The organism is Bacillus sp. FSL K6-3312 (assembly GCF_038007485.1).
In the GTDB taxonomy this organism is placed as follows: domain Bacteria; phylum Bacillota; class Bacilli; order Bacillales; family Bacillaceae; genus Bacillus; species Bacillus pumilus.
The window spans coordinates 1,632,525-1,650,056 of record NZ_JBBOXI010000001.1 but is presented as its reverse complement, the minus strand read 5'-3'; the positions used below and the strand labels follow the sequence as shown (position 1 = coordinate 1,650,056).

20 protein-coding genes are annotated in these 17,532 nt (G+C 41.3%); all 20 read right to left on the bottom strand.

The window, feature by feature from the left end:
- Positions 1–10: 10 nt before the first annotated feature.
- The 20 genes from trpA to MHI11_RS08360 all read right to left on the bottom strand — a co-directional run bounded on the left by trpA (position 11) and on the right by MHI11_RS08360 (position 17,268).
- Entirely contained in the window at positions 11–814 is an 804-nt protein-coding gene (trpA, locus tag MHI11_RS08455; RefSeq protein WP_044141111.1) for a tryptophan synthase subunit alpha, read from the bottom strand.
- Entirely contained in the window at positions 811–2,010 is a 1,200-nt protein-coding gene (gene trpB / locus MHI11_RS08450; protein ID WP_044141110.1) for a tryptophan synthase subunit beta, read from the bottom strand. Before trpB ends, trpA begins: the two co-directional genes overlap by 4 nt.
- Positions 1,991–2,650, bottom strand: coding sequence for a phosphoribosylanthranilate isomerase (locus tag MHI11_RS08445; protein ID WP_080773003.1), 660 nt, complete (start codon positions 2,648–2,650; stop codon positions 1,991–1,993). Before MHI11_RS08445 ends, trpB begins: the two co-directional genes overlap by 20 nt.
- A 5-nt stretch (positions 2,651–2,655) precedes the next feature.
- Complete coding sequence (trpC, locus tag MHI11_RS08440; RefSeq protein WP_044141107.1) at positions 2,656–3,408, bottom strand: indole-3-glycerol phosphate synthase TrpC; 753 nt, start codon at positions 3,406–3,408, stop codon at positions 2,656–2,658.
- Positions 3,401–4,423: an anthranilate phosphoribosyltransferase gene (trpD, locus tag MHI11_RS08435; RefSeq protein WP_044141106.1), complete on the bottom strand. Its 1,023-nt coding sequence runs from the start codon at positions 4,421–4,423 to the stop codon at positions 3,401–3,403. Before trpD ends, trpC begins: the two co-directional genes overlap by 8 nt.
- Complete coding sequence (gene trpE, locus MHI11_RS08430) at positions 4,395–5,942, bottom strand: anthranilate synthase component I (protein ID WP_044141105.1); 1,548 nt, start codon at positions 5,940–5,942, stop codon at positions 4,395–4,397. The genes trpD and trpE overlap by 29 nt, the downstream gene beginning before the upstream one ends.
- Positions 5,943–6,173: 231 nt before the next feature.
- On the bottom strand, positions 6,174–6,557 hold the full coding sequence (gene aroH, locus MHI11_RS08425; protein WP_034661065.1) for a chorismate mutase: 384 nt from the start codon (positions 6,555–6,557) through the stop codon (positions 6,174–6,176).
- Positions 6,554–7,645: a 3-dehydroquinate synthase gene (gene aroB, locus MHI11_RS08420; protein WP_044141104.1), complete on the bottom strand. Its 1,092-nt coding sequence runs from the start codon at positions 7,643–7,645 to the stop codon at positions 6,554–6,556. The genes aroH and aroB overlap by 4 nt, the downstream gene beginning before the upstream one ends.
- On the bottom strand, positions 7,645–8,817 hold the full coding sequence (aroC, locus tag MHI11_RS08415) for a chorismate synthase (protein WP_012010383.1): 1,173 nt from the start codon (positions 8,815–8,817) through the stop codon (positions 7,645–7,647). The genes aroB and aroC overlap by 1 nt, the downstream gene beginning before the upstream one ends.
- A gap of 73 nt (positions 8,818–8,890) precedes the next feature.
- Positions 8,891–9,670, bottom strand: a complete 780-nt coding sequence (locus MHI11_RS08410; RefSeq protein WP_044141103.1) for a CheR family methyltransferase — start codon at positions 9,668–9,670, stop codon at positions 8,891–8,893.
- 145 nt (positions 9,671–9,815) lie between these two features.
- Positions 9,816–10,262, bottom strand: coding sequence for a nucleoside-diphosphate kinase (gene ndk, locus MHI11_RS08405; protein ID WP_340960837.1), 447 nt, complete (start codon positions 10,260–10,262; stop codon positions 9,816–9,818).
- A gap of 130 nt (positions 10,263–10,392) precedes the next feature.
- Positions 10,393–11,355: a heptaprenyl diphosphate synthase component II gene (gene hepT, locus MHI11_RS08400; protein ID WP_340960836.1), complete on the bottom strand. Its 963-nt coding sequence runs from the start codon at positions 11,353–11,355 to the stop codon at positions 10,393–10,395.
- Positions 11,356–11,379: 24 nt separating this feature from the next.
- The gene (locus MHI11_RS08395; RefSeq protein WP_034661076.1) at positions 11,380–12,084 is read right to left on the bottom strand and encodes a demethylmenaquinone methyltransferase; all 705 of its coding nucleotides are present in this window, start codon (positions 12,082–12,084) and stop codon (positions 11,380–11,382) included.
- A gap of 3 nt (positions 12,085–12,087) precedes the next feature.
- Positions 12,088–12,855, bottom strand: coding sequence for a heptaprenyl diphosphate synthase component 1 (locus tag MHI11_RS08390; protein WP_003215666.1), 768 nt, complete (start codon positions 12,853–12,855; stop codon positions 12,088–12,090).
- A 114-nt stretch (positions 12,856–12,969) separates the two neighbouring features.
- A complete protein-coding gene (gene mtrB / locus MHI11_RS08385) occupies positions 12,970–13,200 on the bottom strand; it encodes a trp RNA-binding attenuation protein MtrB (RefSeq protein WP_003216082.1) in 231 nt (76 codons plus the stop codon).
- Positions 13,201–13,224: 24 nt separating this feature from the next.
- On the bottom strand, positions 13,225–13,794 hold the full coding sequence (folE, locus tag MHI11_RS08380; RefSeq protein ID WP_003215789.1) for a GTP cyclohydrolase I FolE: 570 nt from the start codon (positions 13,792–13,794) through the stop codon (positions 13,225–13,227).
- Between the two features lie 190 nt (positions 13,795–13,984).
- Entirely contained in the window at positions 13,985–14,263 is a 279-nt protein-coding gene (gene hbs, locus MHI11_RS08375; protein WP_003215863.1) for a non-specific DNA-binding protein Hbs, read from the bottom strand.
- 374 nt (positions 14,264–14,637) lie between these two features.
- Positions 14,638–16,116 (bottom strand): stage IV sporulation protein A, encoded by a 1,479-nt coding sequence (spoIVA, locus tag MHI11_RS08370; RefSeq protein WP_003215616.1) that lies wholly within the window; start codon positions 16,114–16,116, stop codon positions 14,638–14,640.
- Positions 16,117–16,320: 204 nt separating this feature from the next.
- Positions 16,321–17,046, bottom strand: a complete 726-nt coding sequence (locus tag MHI11_RS08365) for a hypothetical protein (RefSeq protein WP_340960835.1) — start codon at positions 17,044–17,046, stop codon at positions 16,321–16,323.
- A gap of 18 nt (positions 17,047–17,064) precedes the next feature.
- Complete coding sequence (locus tag MHI11_RS08360) at positions 17,065–17,268, bottom strand: DUF2768 domain-containing protein (protein ID WP_034318888.1); 204 nt, start codon at positions 17,266–17,268, stop codon at positions 17,065–17,067.
- Positions 17,269–17,532 lie beyond the last annotated feature (264 nt).

Sequence of the window (17,532 nt, the reverse complement as noted above, 5' to 3'; positions counted from 1 at the left end):
AAGTTTCACCTCATTTGAATGAATAGAGGGGACTAAATGTTTTTGCATAGGTTTCAAATTCTCTTAAAGCGTCTTGACGAGTATCACTTGCTAACAATTGATCCTGAAGTTCTTCAATTTTTTTCACAAGTGCACTTCCTACAACGACGCCGTCACTCAGTTTATTCATTGAGTCTACCTGCTCTCTTGTTGAGATGCCAAAACCGACCGCAACCGGTATGTGACTCAGCTGTTTCACTTGTTGAATAAAATCAGTAATCGATTCGTCAAAGGTTTGTCTGACACCTGTTACACCAAGAGATGAAACACAATACACAAAACCTTCTGCCTGCTCTACTATATTTACTAATCGTTCCTTACTGGTTGGTGCAACGAGCGAAATATATGAAATGTCATATGTTTGACAGTTCTTTTGCAGCTCACTGCTTTCTTCAAAAGGCAAGTCGGGTGTTAAGAGTCCCGAAATATGATTTTTGCGCAGTAAAGCGAAAAAGTATTCTGTGTCTAATTGTAACACAGGATTATAATACGTAAATAGAATTACAGGAATTTTTACACCGTTTTTTTTCATCTTCCCTGCTAATTCTATCGCTTTTACGATATTCATGCCATGATTTAGAGCTCTTTTGGAGGCTCTTTGAATGACAGGACCGTCTGCTAGCGGATCGGAATAAGGAACACCTAGCTCAATCGCATGTGCACCGGCTGCTTGAAGGGACAAAGCTAAATCGATCGTGATTTCTTCTGACGGATCCCCTGCCGTAATAAATGGGATGAATAATTTCTCGCCTTGCTCTAATTGAAATGTGATCATTTGGTTTTGCCCTCACTTTCAAGCACATTCATTAATGTATGCACATCCTTATCTCCTCTTCCTGACAGGCAGACAAGGATGATTTCATCTTCACTCATCGTCCTGCTCATTTCAAACGCCTTGGCTAAAGCGTGTGCTGATTCAATCGCTGGCAGGATTCCTTCCTTTTCTGTCAGCAGCTTTAGAGCATCCAATGCTTCTTGATCTGTAGCACTCACATATTGAACCCGGCCGCTCGCATGTAAATATGCGTGCTCTGGTCCGATCCCGGGATAATCTAAACCAGCTGAAATGGAATAGGGCTCAATAATCTGGCCAAATTCGTCTTGGATTAAATAGGTCAAAGATCCATGAATAACTCCTTTTGTCCCCTTCGTAATGGTTGCTGCATGAAGCGGCGTATCGATTCCTTTTCCAGCCGCTTCTACACCAATCAAATCAATCTCATCATCCAAAAACGCTCGGTACATTCCAATCGCATTACTTCCGCCGCCGACACAAGCAATGACTTTATGTGGGAGCCTGCCTTCTTTTTTAAGCATCTGCTCTTTTGCTTCATCACCAATCATCCGCTGGAACTCACTGACGATTTGGGGATATGGATGAGGTCCTACAACTGAACCGATCATATAGAAATGATCACTACAGTGCTGGACCCAATAACGGATCGCTTCGTTCGTTGCATCTTTTAATGTGCCGTTTCCGCTTGTGACAGGTATGACTTCAGCGCCAAGTAGTTTCATTCGGAATACATTGAGAGATTGTCTCTCCACATCCTCTTTTCCCATAAATACCGTGCACGATAATCCAAACTTGGCGGCCACCGTTGCAGCTGCTACTCCGTGCTGTCCAGCGCCTGTTTCCGCGATGATGTTTGATTTCCCCATTTTTTTTGCAAGCAGTGCCTGACCAAGTGCATTGTTGATCTTATGAGCACCTGTATGGTTTAAATCTTCTCTTTTTAAATAGATTTTTGCGCCGCCTAGGTATGCAGATAATTGATCAGCATATGTCAGCGCAGTCGGTCTGCCTGAATAGTTTTGCAATAGAGAAAGATATTCTTGCTTAAAAGCTCGGTCTTCTTTTAATTCGTTAAATGCTTGTTCTATTTCTTTGAGTGGCTGCATGAGCGTCTCGGGAACAAATTTCCCTCCGAATTCTCCATATCTGCCAAGCTCATTTGGATATGCGTACATCGTTTAACATCCTTTCTTCGAGCGCTTTGATCTTAGCGCTGCTTTTCTTCCCGTTTTCTTCTATGCCGCTTGAAAGATCGATCGCTTTTGGGCCATAGGCAAGAAGCTCTGGCAGTGTTTCTGGTGTTATTCCGCCTGCAATGATGCATGTTTTCTCCAGTCGTTTCGCTTGCTGATTGTATACAGGTACCGCTTCCCATGTAAAAGCTGTGCCAGAACCGCCTCTCATCCCTTTTACTTTCGCATCAATGAGAAAACCATCGACAAACGGCGCAAATGCCGTCATTTGATCAAGTGTTTCTTTTATATTGCGATCGTGATGAAAGACTTTCCACACTACCGCTCCTGTTTGTTGTTTTATTTCTTTTGCATCCTCCCGTGTTTCATCTCCATGCAGCTGCACGATATCTAAAGGAATATGCTTTGTGATGTCGCACACTTTTTGGATTTTTTCATTTACAAATACACCCGTAATCTTTTTCCTGCACTGCGACTCGGTGAGCCATTGTTTCACTTGATCTGGATCGACTTGTCTTTTACTTGGAGCAAAAATAAATCCGATCGCATCTGCTTGAGATTGCGCAATGCATTCTACATCTTCTAGTGAGACCGCCCCGCAATATTTTAAAAAAGGCTTCATCGTGGTCATTCTCCAAATAACGTCTGAACGGCTTTTTCTTGTGAGGGTTCTCTCATTAATGATTCACCTACAAGGACAGCACTCGCTCCATGTTTTTTGACAAAGGTTAGATCATCAAATGTCTGAATACCGCTTTCACTTACTAGTAAGACATCCTTTGGAACAAGTGGTGCAATCTCTTTTGTTTGCTCAACTGTTGTTTTAAATGTCTTTAAATTTCGGTTATTCACGCCAATGATTTCGGGGGTGAATAGGTTTAAGATATGTTCCAGTGTATCTGCTGCATGAACTTCAACAAGAATATCTAGTCCTTTTTCCTTCGCTTCAGCATAGAATTCATACAGCTGTTGCGGTTCAAGTACTTCTCCAATTAATAAAATGGCATCTGCACCGATACGTCTTGACTCTTCTATTTGTATTGAATCGATGATAAAGTCTTTTCTTAAAATTGGACGTGCGACGTGTTCTTTAATTAATGAAAGATACTCGTTCTTCCCTTGAAAATATGGTTCATCTGTTAAGACTGATAAGCAATCAGCATTCGATTTTTCGTATGCTTTTGCTGTTTGCAGAGGATCAAAATTCGGCTGAATGATTCCTTTAGAAGGAGATGCCTTTTTCACCTCAGCAATGAGCCCAATCGAACGGTGAGGATTCATCAGTGCTTCTTTAAATGATCGTCTTTCATAGTGTCCATCATGAGGTAACTGCAACGTTTGGATATGTTCTTTTTTGCGTGCAATGATTTGATTAAGCATAGATCTCTTCCTCTTTCGTTTTTTGTTTTAAACGAGCCAATTGTTCTTTGGCTGCTCCGTTTTTTATCGTTTCTAATGCTTTTAATGTTCCTGCCATGAGGCTTTCTGACTTGCCTGCGATATATAAAGCCGCGCCTGCATTCAGAGCTGTAATATGAAGCGGCGCCCCTTCTGTTTGATGATTCAATATATTCTGAATCAATTTCGCGCTCTCTTCCGGTGATTGGACCTGAATATCTGATAAGTATCCTTTTTTCAGTCCAAAGTCTTCTGGGTTTAGCGTATATTCTGTCATGGCACCTTTTTTGAGTTCAATCACATATGAATTGGCTGTAATCGTTAATTCATCCAGCCCGTCTTCCCCGCATACAAACAGGACATGCTCTGGCTCTAATGGAGCAAGGGCTTCCGCCATTAATTTTGCCTTTTCCTTTGCATACACACCGATGATTTGCTTTTTGGCTTGCATCGGGTGGCAAAGCGGTCCTAATAGATTAAATACCGTCCTGAAGCCAAGCTGCTTGCGGACTGCTGCTACTTGTTTCATAGATGAATGGTACAGTGGTGCAAATAAAAAGCCCATGTTTTTTTCTTGTATTTGCCTTCTTGTTTCTTCTGGAGTGGATTGAATGTGAATCCCAAGACACTCTAGCACGTCGGCACTTCCACTTTTAGAAGAGACTGAACGATTTCCGTGTTTTGCGATTTTAGCACCAGCGGCGGAAGCTACAATAGCAGCTGCGGTTGATATATTAAATGTGGAGAGTCCATCGCCTCCTGTGCCGCATGTGTCAACGACATCAAGCGATCTTTCCGCTGGTTCTGCTTTTTGACGCATGGCCCTCACGAAGCCTGTCATTTCTTCAGCGGTTTCTCCTCTATGCGCTAAAATCGATAGACTTGCAGCGACTTCAGCATCTGTTAAAGAGCCGCTCATCATATCATGCATTAGTCTATGTGCTTCATTTTCTGATAGGAAGCCTCCTTTAACAAGAGCTGATAGTCGCTGATTCATCCTGCACACTCTCCTTTTCTGAGAAAATATGTTCAGCAAGCTGAATGGCCCTCAGAAGCGCTCCTGCCTTGTTACATGTCTCTTCCCATTCATTTTCTGGAACAGAATCTGCGACAATGCCAGCGCCTGCTTGTATGGAAGCTATCTGATCTTTGACGCTCATGGTGCGAATGGTAATACAAGAGTCGATATTACCATCGAATCCAATATAGGCAATACAGCCGCCATACGTTTCCCTTGGCTCAGGCTCCATTTGATTTAATAATTGCATCGCTCTTATTTTCGGTGCCCCTGTTAATGTGCCTGCTGGAAATGCGGACATGAGTGCATCAACTGGGTGTGTATCCTGCTTTAACTTCCCTGTCACAATGGAGATGATGTGCATGACATGTGAAAAGTTCACAACTTTTGTAAAGGTCGGTACGGACACGCTGCCGTATTCTGCTACGCGGCCGACATCATTTCTGGCTAGATCTACTAACATGTAATGTTCTGCTTTTTCTTTCTCATCTTCTAGCAGCTCTCTTGCCAGTGCGGCGTCCTCTTCTTTTGTTGCTCCTCTTTTTCTAGTGCCTGCAATAGGATGAATTTCTAGGTGCCTATTTTTGGCATGAATTAATCGTTCTGGTGAGCTTCCGACTAAATCACGGTCTTTTAATTTCATAAAATACATGTATGGAGATGGATTCACAATGCGAAGCACACGGTATAATTCAAATGAACTCACTGACACTGGGATATCGAAGCGCTGTGAGAGTACGCCTTGAAAAATATCACCCGCTCGAATGTATTCTTTGATTTTTTCTACGTCCTTTAGAAATTGTGTTTTTTCATAGGTTGATGTCACATGTTCAAAGGACGGTGATTCGTTCATATTCCCTAATAAAATCAGTTCTTTCATATCGACCTTTGTATGGAGCTTGTGAATCATCTGTTCAAGCCGCTTTTGATTTTCTTTGTAAGCTCGTATTTTTTCGTCTTCTGTTTCATTTCCGGTTAGCTGGGTGTATTGGATAAAATGAACATGATTCGTTTCATGATCAAAGGCAATCATCGTTTGGCAGACAAATAGAGTACAATTGTCTGTCGTTGGTGCGCTTAGGTGAGGCCTGACAGAGGGTTCAATGCTTGGAATAAGATCGTAACTTAAGTACCCAACTGCCCCGCCTGTAAACGGGATGTCAACGTCCGGTGTCTTGATTTGATATTGCTCTTTCATCCAGTCTAATAAGTCTTTCAGTTCTTGTTTTTTCATGACCTCCTGCCCAGCAGCGTCACGTGCAATATATTCGTTTTGGTCATCGTGTAAGGTTAAAAAAGGATGTAATCCGATGAAGGAATATCTCGACCAGCTAGAAGACTCATCTTTGCTTTCTAGTAGATACACAATATCTGCCTTGAGTTTTTCGACAATTTGAATCGGTGAGAGCGTATCAACTGTAATGGTTTCAACAATTGGAATCGTTTTGTGGGACTCGCTGTCCCTTAAAAATTGGGTCAAATTTGATTGGGAATTCATAAACACACTCCTTAAATGGGATTAAGGAGAATGAGGGGACATATAGAGGGTTTGTATGAGTATACGAAATAAGCCTAAAAGAGGGGTGCTCTTTTAGGCAGTATGATGAAATAGACGTATCGTATCTCTGCTCAACTCTACTCATCTCAACTACCCTAGTCTCATTCTCATCTTTTCTAAACTTGCAATGCCGTTTACACCTGTGTGTAAACTTCGGCTGTTCATATCGTATTATAATTCCTTGTTTTTTGTCAACTGTAAATCAGGGCGAAGCGTCACAGCTTCTTCCAAGTACACATGTTGCACATCTTCCTGCTTTGTGTCTGTTTGGACCGTCATTAAAACGCGAATACAATGCTTTAGACCGCCTTGAATGTCCAGCTCCTGCATACAAGTAACAGGCACATACGTCCACCCTTCAAACTGACGAAGGGCTTTTGCCGGAAAAACGGAGTGAATATCTTGTGTAGCTGAAATTAAGATCTGCACGACACGTTCTGGATCTACTTGATTTCTTGAAATAATCGCTTCTAGCAGCTGTTTCGTTTTATTTAACACTTCTGTTTCTGTATCTTCTGTCACAGTTGTAGCCCCACGTATCCCGCGAAACATCATAGACATCCCTCCTCCCGTTTCCATTCTTCGAGCCATTGATGCAGATCATCTTTGGTGAAAGACTGCAAGACAGCCTCCCCAATCTGCTTTAATAAAACAAATTGAACGGTTCCGCCTCTTGCCTTTTTATCACCAATCATCCGGTCAACAAATGTTTTCGTGGAAATATCTTGAGTGACTTGTACCGGAAATCCGAGTTCTTTCATCCACTCTTTTAGTTCCGTCCGATTGAGGCTGAGTCCCAGCTTCTTTTCGCTCACATATAGCGCAAACTGCATGCCGATTGCAATAGCATCTCCGTGCGTAATAACGCCGTATCCATACTCTGCTTCAATGGCATGCCCAAGTGTATGACCTAAATTCAAAAATGCACGCACGCCTTGTTCTCTTTCGTCTTTTTGAACAATCGACGCTTTGACCTCAATCCCTTGATACAGTATATGTGCCAGCTCGCTCTTTGAACATTCCGCCAAAGAACGAATAGACATCAGCTCTGATAAAAAGTCTTCACTTGAAATGAGGGCATGTTTGATGACTTCAGCAAAGCCTGACCTCATTTCAGTTTGAGATAGAGTCTCAAGCATGCTCGTATCATAGATCACGGCTTTCGGCTGATGAAACGCACCGATTAAATTTTTACCGAGCGGGTGGTTAATCCCCGTTTTCCCGCCAACTGCACTGTCATGTGCCAGTAGTGTCGTCGGAACTTGAATAAAATCAATGCCTCTCATATAACTAGCAGCAACAAAGCCAGCCAAATCGCCAATTACGCCGCCTCCAAGCGCAATGATGCACGAGGAGCGATCCAGCTGAAACTGAATGGCCTTCGTATGAATATGCTCAAACTCAGCAAAAGATTTCGACTGCTCTCCGCTTGGCACAACCACTTTATGCACAGACCACTTCTGCTTAAGTAATCGAATCATTTCATCGCCGTAAATGGCATCAACCGCTGTATCTGTCACGATTAAGAGCTTCGTATAGGAATGCCCCGTGGAAGTCATCAAGTCGACGATATTGCATTTAATCCCATCACCGATGTATACAGGATAAGTGGCTGAAGACGTCTTAACTTCCAGTGTTTTCATTAAAATTCCCTCTGAAGCTGGCGCATTTTTTCAACATTTTCTTTAATACGGTCAATTTGATCAAGGCCAAACTGCTCCACCACAGCATTGGCGATTTCCCAAGCCACGACTGCTTCTGCGACAACACTTGCGGCAGGGACAGCACAGCTGTCAGAACGCTCAATGCTTGCGGAGAAAGGTTCTTTTGTTTCAATGTCAACGCTTTGAAGCGGTTTGTAAAGCGTTGGGATTGGTTTCATGACCCCTCTTACGACAATTGGCATACCAGTTGACATTCCGCCTTCAAGACCACCTAAGCGATTTGTTTTTCTCGTATAGCCCTTTTCTTCATCCCAGATGATTTCATCATGGACCTCACTACCATTTTTAGAAGCCGCCTCGAAGCCAATACCAAATTCGACCCCTTTAAAAGCGTTGATACTCAGAACAGCACCTGCAAGCTTGCTGTCTAATTTGCGGTCATAGTGAACATAGCTTCCGACTCCAACCGGCATTCCTTCAACGATGACTTCCACAATACCGCCAATTGAATCACCGTTTTTCTTCGCTTCATCAATGGCATCCATCATTTTTTGACCTGCTTCACTGTCGTAGCAGCGAACAGGTGACTCTTCCGTTACCTTTTGCAAATCTTCAATCGATTCATATGCCGTATGAGCTGCTTTCACTCCGCCAATTTCAAGAACGTGGCCAGCTACCTTGATTCCTAAATGAGCCAAGATTTGTTTAGCGACTGCGCCTGCTGCTACGCGAACGGTTGTCTCACGGGCTGATGAACGCTCTAATACGTTTCGCATATCACGATGTCCATATTTAATCGCACCATTTAAATCCGCATGTCCTGGTCTAGGGCGTGAAATTTGACGCTTCATTTCACTCTCTTCTTCTTCTGTGATCGGCTCTGCCCCCATCACCTTTGTCCAATGCTTCCAGTCGTTGTTTTCAACGACAAGTGCAATAGGAGAACCTAATGTTTTCCCGTGGCGAACACCGCTTAACACTTTTGCTTGGTCTTTTTCAATCTGCATTCTTCTGCCGCGGCCGTGGCCTTTTTGTCTTCTAGCCAATTCATAGTTGATGTCATCCTGCTCTATGTAAAGTCCCGCCGGAACGCCTTCAATAATGGTGGTCAATTGTGGACCATGTGATTCACCTGCTGTTAAGTATCTCATGACTCGATCTCCCTTCATCGCATTAACGCTTTTAAGTAAAACTATGATAACACACTTACTACTAAAAAGTCAGCTACAACCCCTTCTTTTGATAAAAGAAAGTATCGGCAGATGTCAGTCCAAACTTTTCTGGGTGAAAAATTTGTTCAGTTGAACCAACAAATAATACGCCATTTGGTTTTAAACTGCTGCTCATTTTCATGTAAATCTCTTCTTTTGCCTCTTCTGTAAAGTAGATAAGGACATTTCGGCACACGATAAGATCCAGCTGTTTTTCATAAGGATCTGCTAAAAGGTTGTGTTTTTTAAATTGAATGTGCTTTCGCACCTCATCCTTCACATTGTAAAATGAAGAATCTTCTTTTGTGAAATATTTTTGCTTGATTTGATCTGGTACCTCTTGCAGTGATCGTTCATGATATCTTCCTTTTTGAGCTGATTGCAGCACTTTATCATCAATATCAGTTGCAATAATTTGGAAGTCCTTCACAAGCGGATGGCTTGATAGAAGCATTGAGAGTGTATACGGCTCCTCTCCTGTCGAACATGCTGCACTCCATATTTTTAGGGTCCCGCTGTTTTTCAAAAGCAGCGGAAGAATTTTTTGATCAAGCACTTCCCAGCGCTGATAGTTTCGGTAAAATTCTGACACATTGATCGTCATTCGATCCATCGTCTCGTCTAATAGTGCTCTATCCTTTTCAAGGGCAGCCGCGAACGCTTCAAAATCTCTATATCCTTTTTTATCATAAAGTGACGTTAATCTTCGTTTCATTTGTGCCTCTTTATATAAATTCAGATCCACCCCGGTTAGTTTTTTCCATTTTCCAACAAATACTTGATATTGATCCATCAAAGTCCTCTCCTGTCTCATCTATCTTTGTCCTAGTATAGCTGTTTTTATCGAAAATTTGTATCATCTCATGCGAAATTTCGTGTAGAAATATTCATATAAAAAAAGCCAAAGTGCTCATTTGATGAACACCTTGGCTTAAATTTTAATAAATCCAGCTTGAGATGGTTTGATCCCAGTTTGTGAGTTCTTCTTGTTTGAAGAATAAGTTGATTTCTCTTTCAGCACTTTCTGGTGAGTCTGAGCCATGGATAATGTTTTTTCCAACCGTCAATCCATAGTCTCCTCTTATTGTGCCCGGAAGCGCTTCCTTCGGGTTTGTTTTGCCGATAATCTGTCTTGTGACATCTACTACCTGCTCACCTTGCCATACCATTGCAAATACTGGTCCTGACGTAATAAAGTCAACCAATTCCTCAAAGAATGGTTTTTCTTTATGCTCTCCGTAATGTGTTTCTGCTACTTCTTTTGGAATACTCATTAGTTTTGCACCAACAAGCTGAAGCCCTTTTTTTTCGAATCTTGACACAATTTCACCGATTAATTGTCTTTCCAAACCATCAGGTTTGACCATAAGAAATGTTTTGTCCATATACGTTCTCCACCCCGTCGTTTATGTATGTATAGGCTTACATTGTTACAAAGTGATCGTATCATTTTTTTATATAATAATCAATTTTTGACAAAAAATTTCACAAAAAAACCAATCAACAATATGTTGATTAGAATTTTCGTTTTCCAATATATTTGGCAATGGAAGCGAGTGACGTTTTCGCTCGTCCTCGAGGAAGTTTGTCTAGCTGTTCGAATGCCTTTTTCAAATACATTTCACTCACTCGAATCGAGCGGTCGATCGCATCTGTTTGTTTGAGGTGTTCAATCACAGGCTTTAGCTGCATTTCTGTTGTTTCACTATTAATCAGCTTTAATTGTCCTTCGAGTGTAGGATTCTTCAGTGCATATAAGACCGGGAGTGTGACATTTCCTTGTAAAAGGTCTCCTCCAACAGGCTTACCAAGGTCTTCTTCAGTTGATGTGAAATCAAGCACATCATCAATGATCTGATAGGACATACCGACATAGTAGCCAAACCAGTAAAGGGCTTTATGTGTTTTCTCATCTGTACCTGCTGCTATCGCACCTAACTGACAGCTGCCTGCAATGAGCAATGCTGTTTTTCGTTTGATTCTTCTTAAATATGTACGCAGGTTTTGATCCATATTGTATTTGTCTTTCACTTGCTCGATTTCACCAAGACAGAGCTCGACGACCATCTTTGACAAAATTTCATGCGCCATTGGGTGATTGATCTTTGTCATATACTCAAGAGATCTTGCAAACATATAATCCCCTGTGTACATGGCAATTCGATTGTCCCATTTTGCCTTAATCGTTGGCTTGCCTCTTCTCAGCTCTGCATCATCAATGACATCATCGTGAACGAGCGATGCCATATGAATGAGCTCAAGCGCAACGGCAACATATTTAATTTTATTAATGTCATAGTCGCCAAACATGCCTGAAAGGAGAACAAAAACGGGGCGGATTCGTTTTCCGCCCGCTTGCAGCAAATGAAGACCCGCTTCACTTAATAATGCATAATCAGAGCGAACTGTTTGTTCAAGCTCTTTTTCAATAATATCGATATCATGATTTAAAAAAGAGATCATTGCTTTTAGTTTCATTATTTTCACCCAAATATCGTTTATTCAAAGTTTCTTTCCGATATGTGTTGCTGCTACACCGCCCGTAAATGGATGATACGAGACATCAGACAGACCCGCCTCTTCGAAAAGAGCCGCCAGTTCTTTCATGCCAGGGAACGCTTTGGCTGATTCTTGGAGCCATGAATACTCCTGATAGCTTTTGGCAAACAGTTTACCAAAGAGCGGCATGATGTATTTGAAATAGACATAGTAGCCTTGTTTAAACCCAATCATTTCAGGTTGTGATGTCTCTAGACAGACAACCATTCCACCAGGCTTCACGACTCTTGTCATTTCTTTTAGCACTGTTAAGTAATCAGGGACGTTCCGTAGGCCAAAACCGATCGTGACATAATCAAATGTGTTATCCTCAAAAGGAAGCTCCATCGCATTGCCGTGAAGCAATTCAATTTGATTATAGCCCCCAGTCTTCACCTTCGTTTCTCCAACACTCAGCATATTTTTACTAAAATCAAGGCCTTTGACTTCACCTTTTTCGCCTACAGCATCAGCAAGCGCAATGGTCCAATCGGCTGTTCCGCAGCATACGTCTAATGCTTTGGCTCCTTTTTGAACATTCATCAGTTTCATTGTTTTATCGCGCCACTTTTTATGCTGCTTAAAGCTGATGACGGAGTTCATTTGATCATAGTTTTTATAAATTTTTTCAAATACACCGTGTACTCGCTGTTCTTTTGATTGCTGCATGACTTACCCTTCTTCCACTTTCTGATGATACGCAGGTTCATTTTTCATATGATCCAGGCGATTTAATAGCTCTTTTTGAACGACCGGAGATGAAACAAGATGCTCCTTGATTGATCGTTTGGCCTTTTCATAGCCTTCATTCTCAAAGTTGTCAAAACATGTATAGGCGTCCGTATAGCTATCGTTCAAAAAAAGTTTTAAATGTTTGTCATCTTCTGCTTGTTTCATGAAACGCTTATAAACAAGGAAACGACTTGCAATCTCATTCCAATGCGTTAATTGAAAATGCTCAGAAACCCTTTGGAATAACGCAGACTCAACCGTTGCTACACTTTTGTAAAAGTGCGCCGCATCTTGAATGGATCGATCATACAGTCTAATTTTATGTTCATTGATTTCTTTGATCGCCGTTGCGAGCGTGCGAATCATGTAGATGTCTTTCATGTCAGAGAGAAGAGAATAATAGAGACCGCTGAAATAGTCTCCTGCCAGGATCGTCAGCTGACGATTTTTGAATTCGTCTTGTTTGATCGCTGCAGCAGTTGTGACTTCGTCATGGGTATCAAGGGCAATTTGCACAAGCATCGCCGTTAAAATATAATTTTCTTTTTTCTCTGCATCAATTTGAGCTTCATCAAACATTGCATGAAAAAGAAGGAGCTTATCTTCATCGATGAGTGGCGCACGTAAATGTTTCGCCAAATAAGGATGAGAAAGCTTTTTATTTAATTTTATATTTAGATTAGATAAAATTCCGTAGATGTCTTGCAAAGATATCACCCTTGTCCCAAAAATTACAGTTTCATATGTAGCCCTGCACATTGTATAGAGATTTATTATACCATATCAGCTCTCACTTTTATGCTATCAAGTGCATTCAAGTATTTATTTCTTTGCTTCGCTTTGAATTTCCCCGAAGCTTGTTTGAATGACAGCATCGCCTCTTACTTTGATCGCTGACGTATGCTCAGTAAATTGTGCAATGATGACTTCACCTTTATCGAGCTTTTCGGAATGGTGAAATCTTGTATCAGAGCCTCTAGTTAAGCCGATGACATTTACACCATTTTCATTGGCTTTAATCACTACAAAATCAGATGCTTTATTTTCACTCAATCTGTTCACCTTCCATCTATTGAATTAGTCGTTTTTAATAAAGGAAAGCACTTCTGCTCTTGCCGCTGCATCATTTGCAAATGTACCGCGTACTGCTGAAGTCACTGTTTTTGCACCTGGCTTTTTCACTCCGCGCATCGTCATACACATATGCTCTGCTTCAACGACAATCATCACGCCATGCGGATTGAGTGTTTCCACCATACTATCTGCAATGGTTGATGTGATGCGTTCCTGAAGCTGCGGGCGTTTGGCAACAGCCTCTACAGCTCTTGCAAGCTTGCTAAGTCCTGTCACTTTTCCGCCGCGCGGAATATAAGCGACATGCGCTTTTCCGTAAAAAGGTACAAGGTGGTGTTCACACATTGAATGGAAAGCAATATCTTTTACAAGAACGAGTTCTTCGTGGTCTTCACCAAAAATGGTTTTAAAATGTTCTTTTGGATCTTCATTTAATCCCGAGAACACTTCTTCATACATTTTTGCTACTCGTTTAGGGGTATCAAGAAGTCCTTCACGATCTGGATCTTCTCCGATGGCTTTTAATATATCGCGTACTGCGTGTTCGATTAGTTCTTTATTTATTTCACTCATGTATTATATCCTCCAAAGGCGATTACATTTCAATCAGATTCTAGCACACTTCAGATCCTAAAAGCAAAGGAGAGCGTTCTAAACGAACCTTTTGATTCAAAAGGAAAAGCCCCTTATGAAAGGGGCTTTTCTAGACCAGTGTGAAACTGTATATGTATAACTCCTACAATAGGATCATTACACATAACGATTATTTACCTGCCACCGCGTCTTTAAGTGCTTTACCTGGTTTGAAAGCAGGTACTTTGCTTGCAGGGATTTCGATCTCTGCACCAGTTTGTGGGTTACGTCCTTTACGAGCTGAACGCTCACGTACTTCAAAGTTACCAAAACCGATAAGTTGGATTTTGTCACCATTTTTAAGTGCATCTAAAATTGTATCAAAAACAGAATCAACTGCTTTTGTCGCGTCTTTTTTAGATAACTCGCTTGCTTCAGCAACCGCGTTAATAAGTTCTGTCTTGTTCATGCCTTTCACCTCCTCCCAAAAATATGCATTCAGTAGATTGTTATCATTTCTTCACAATTCATCTTCTTTCTATACACTTTTTTCGAAAAAAAGAGCGTATAGAAAGCGGTATACATGGCTTTTCATTAGAAAACAACTCTTTGAAGGAATGTTTGTCCAACAAAGTGAAGATTTTCTGTAAGTAGATTAACACATATGAAATACCATATCAAGCATTTTAAAGGGAAGAATCCTTATTCGTCAAGGATTAAGGGCACTTTTACGAACGAATATTCCTAATTTCAGCCTGAATCTGACTAATCTTTATACAATTGTCTTTTTATGACTCATTCCTTACGCAAAAAAAGACCCCTGTCAATGAGAGGTCTCACATGCTATAGAATAATCGCGATCAAACCACCTGATCCTTCGTTGATGATTCTTTCAAGTGTTTCTTTCAGTTTATATCTTGCATTTTCTGGCATCAGCGACAGCTTAGCTTGAATGCCTTCTCTGACAAGGGAGCTGAGTGAGCGCCCAAATATATCTGAATTCCAAATCGAAAGCGGATCATCTTCAAAGTCTTGCATTAAGTAGCGGACGAGCTCTTCACTTTGTTTCTCTGTTCCGATAATCGGTGCAAATTCACTTTCTACATCTACCTTAATCATATGAATAGATGGCGCAACCGCCTTTAGTCTTACGCCGAATCTCGAGCCCTGTCTTATGATTTCTGGCTCATCTAAACTCATATCTGACAAGGCTGGGGCCGCAATTCCGTATCCCGTCTGCTTCACCATTTTTAAGGCGTCTGATACTTGATCATATTCTGTCTTCGCATGCGCAAAATCTTGCATGAGCTCTAGGAGATGGTCTTTCCCTCTAATTTCTACACCAACCACTTCTTTTAGAATATGGTCATATAGATCATCTGGGGCGTACAGGTCAATCTCCGCAATCCCTTGACCCATTTCAATCCCTGCTAAGCCCGCTCTTTCAATAAAGTCAAATTCACTGAACTGGCCAACAACACGGTCAACATCTCTTAATCTTTTAATATCCTTTACGGTTTCCTTCACTGAGTCCTGATAGCTTTCTCTCAGCCAATGATCTTCTTTCAGCACCATGACCCAGCTTGGAAGGTTGACATTCACCTCTAGGACTGGGAATTCATATAATGCTTCACGAAGCACACTAAGGACGTCTTGCTCTCTCATACTTTCTACACTCATGGAGAGTACTGGAATATCATATTTTTGGCTCAGTTCCTGCCGCAGCGCTTCTGTTTCAGGATGATAGGGTCTCACAGAGTTGATCACCATAATAAACGGCTTTCCAACCTCTTTGAGTTCATCAATCACACGTTCTTCAGATTCAATATAATCATGTCTTGGAATTTCTCCAATAGAACCATCCGTTGTAATCACAACACCAATGGTAGAATGCTCTTGAATGACCTTGCGTGTGCCAATTTCCGCTGCTTCATGGAACGGGATTGGCTCTTCATACCACGGCGTGTTGATCATTCTTGGACCATTTTCATCTTCATACCCGCGCGCACCAGGGACTGTGTATCCTACACAATCGACAAGCCTGATGTTGACATCAAGACCGTCACTCACATGAATCGATGCCGCTTGATTCGGTACAAATTTTGGCTCAGTGGTCATAATGGTTTTTCCTGCTGCGCTTTGCGGCAATTCATCCTGTGCTCTTGCACGATCTGCCTCATTATTGATATTCGGGAGCACCACGAGCTCCATAAACTTTTTAATAAACGTAGATTTCCCTGTACGAACAGCGCCAACGACTCCTAAATATATATCGCCTCCTGTTCGTTCAGCGATATCCTTGAAAATATCGACTTTTTCCAAGTGATCCCCTCCCGGACTTGCTATCCTCGTTTTCAAATAAAATACTCTATTCTTCAATCAAACTTGCTTGAAAGGTGTCTGGACAATATATGTGTATGACGTTGTCCTATTTGAATATGACACCTTTTTTGTTTTGAGAGTATGTTTAGCCATAAAAAAACCTTTCTCCTCATTTATATGCAGAGGAAAAAGGTTCATTCTTGTTTATGACGTCTTTTTTTCTAAAAAGTCAGGCTCACCTTTTTTGTTGATGGTATATGGGACAGAAAACGCGGGTACAAACGGGGTTTCCTGCCAATAGACATCTTGAATGTTTTCACCTGGTTTCAGCTTTCGTTTCGTATTCTTCAAAATATGAGCAAAGTCACTGCGGTAGTCCACATAGATTTCGCCATTTGGTGAAATCAGTAATGGGAGGGAATTCCCTGTCACCGGGCTCATGACCGTAGGCGGCGATTTTAAGCCTAGCTTTTTTTCATTTAACGTATATAAATTGTTTGATACTACTTTGCCGTATGGCGGATATGTATGTTCATCTTGATATATTTTGATTCTAAGCCGTAATTCACTGATGGTTTGCGTCATTTTGACATCAAGCAGTTTCACAGTTGGTTTTTTTTCGACGTCTGTGAGGACATACATATATTCACCCCCGCCTTCAAAAGATGTCGACGGTACATCGTGTAAATATCTTGGTGACAAGCGCTTAAAGTCGATGACGTACTTTTGATAAACCGGCGTGTCTGCTTCTTTCGTTTCAATCGGCAAAAGACCATTTGTTGCTTTTTGAAATTCCTCAATTGCTGTCTGAACGCTTTGCAGCTGCTCTTCATATGGCACACGGTTTTCAGTTTTGCGATTTTCTGGATACAGACATCCTGTTAGTAAAATAAGTGCTAACAACGTGACACTGACTTTTGCTTTGATCATCACATTCTTCCTTTTTCTTTATTCATTGACCGGCCCGCTAAATACAACTAAAAACACAATGATACCTGATATCAGCATCAAGCTATATGCGACGGTCGAGGCTGTTATTTTAAGAAACCGACTCTTCAGCTTAAATCGACTGAAATAAATGGTTACTACAGCTAAAAACATGAGCCCCATTGAACCAAGTGCAAACCACATCTTGATTAAAGCAAAACTCATCGTGCCTGTCCCCCTTTAAAACGAACAAATTGTAAGCGTTTATATTTCATTCTAAACCAAAAATAAGGTAAATATCAATCATTTTTCCAATCATTCAGAAAAAAGCACATAAAAAAACTGAAGCAAAGAGGGGGACTCTGCTTCAGTCATTAGGTCGACTATTTTTCCTCATTCTGTAGAGGCAAAGCTCTATTCAAACTTCATTGCTATGTTATGCAAGTCTTCCCCTTCTTGCATCCTCTACATGCCTAAGTTCAGTCTTCC

Excerpts from the sequence above, each read along its gene's own strand:
- trpA (WP_044141111.1), bottom strand. The coding sequence starts at position 814 with ATGATCACATTTCAATTAGAGCAAGGCGAGAAATTATTCATCCCATTT.
- trpB (WP_044141110.1), bottom strand. The coding sequence starts at position 2,010 with ATGTACGCATATCCAAATGAGCTTGGCAGATATGGAGAATTCGGAGGG.
- MHI11_RS08445 (WP_080773003.1), bottom strand. The coding sequence starts at position 2,650 with ATGAAGCCTTTTTTAAAATATTGCGGGGCGGTCTCACTAGAAGATGTA.
- trpC (WP_044141107.1), bottom strand. The coding sequence starts at position 3,408 with ATGCTTAATCAAATCATTGCACGCAAAAAAGAACATATCCAAACGTTG.
- trpD (WP_044141106.1), bottom strand. The coding sequence starts at position 4,423 with ATGAATCAGCGACTATCAGCTCTTGTTAAAGGAGGCTTCCTATCAGAA.
- trpE (WP_044141105.1), bottom strand. The coding sequence starts at position 5,942 with ATGAATTCCCAATCAAATTTGACCCAATTTTTAAGGGACAGCGAGTCC.
- aroH (WP_034661065.1), bottom strand. The coding sequence starts at position 6,557 with ATGATGTTTCGCGGGATACGTGGGGCTACAACTGTGACAGAAGATACA.
- aroB (WP_044141104.1), bottom strand. The coding sequence starts at position 7,645 with ATGAAAACACTGGAAGTTAAGACGTCTTCAGCCACTTATCCTGTATAC.
- aroC (WP_012010383.1), bottom strand. The coding sequence starts at position 8,817 with ATGAGATACTTAACAGCAGGTGAATCACATGGTCCACAATTGACCACC.
- MHI11_RS08410 (WP_044141103.1), bottom strand. The coding sequence starts at position 9,670 with ATGGATCAATATCAAGTATTTGTTGGAAAATGGAAAAAACTAACCGGG.
- ndk (WP_340960837.1), bottom strand. The coding sequence starts at position 10,262 with ATGGACAAAACATTTCTTATGGTCAAACCTGATGGTTTGGAAAGACAA.
- hepT (WP_340960836.1), bottom strand. The coding sequence starts at position 11,355 with ATGAAACTAAAAGCAATGATCTCTTTTTTAAATCATGATATCGATATT.
- MHI11_RS08395 (WP_034661076.1), bottom strand. The coding sequence starts at position 12,084 with ATGCAGCAATCAAAAGAACAGCGAGTACACGGTGTATTTGAAAAAATT.
- folE (WP_003215789.1), bottom strand. The coding sequence starts at position 13,794 with ATGAGTGAAATAAATAAAGAACTAATCGAACACGCAGTACGCGATATA.
- hbs (WP_003215863.1), bottom strand. The coding sequence starts at position 14,263 with ATGAACAAGACAGAACTTATTAACGCGGTTGCTGAAGCAAGCGAGTTA.
- MHI11_RS08365 (WP_340960835.1), bottom strand. The coding sequence starts at position 17,046 with ATGATCAAAGCAAAAGTCAGTGTCACGTTGTTAGCACTTATTTTACTA.
- MHI11_RS08360 (WP_034318888.1), bottom strand. The coding sequence starts at position 17,268 with ATGAGTTTTGCTTTAATCAAGATGTGGTTTGCACTTGGTTCAATGGGG.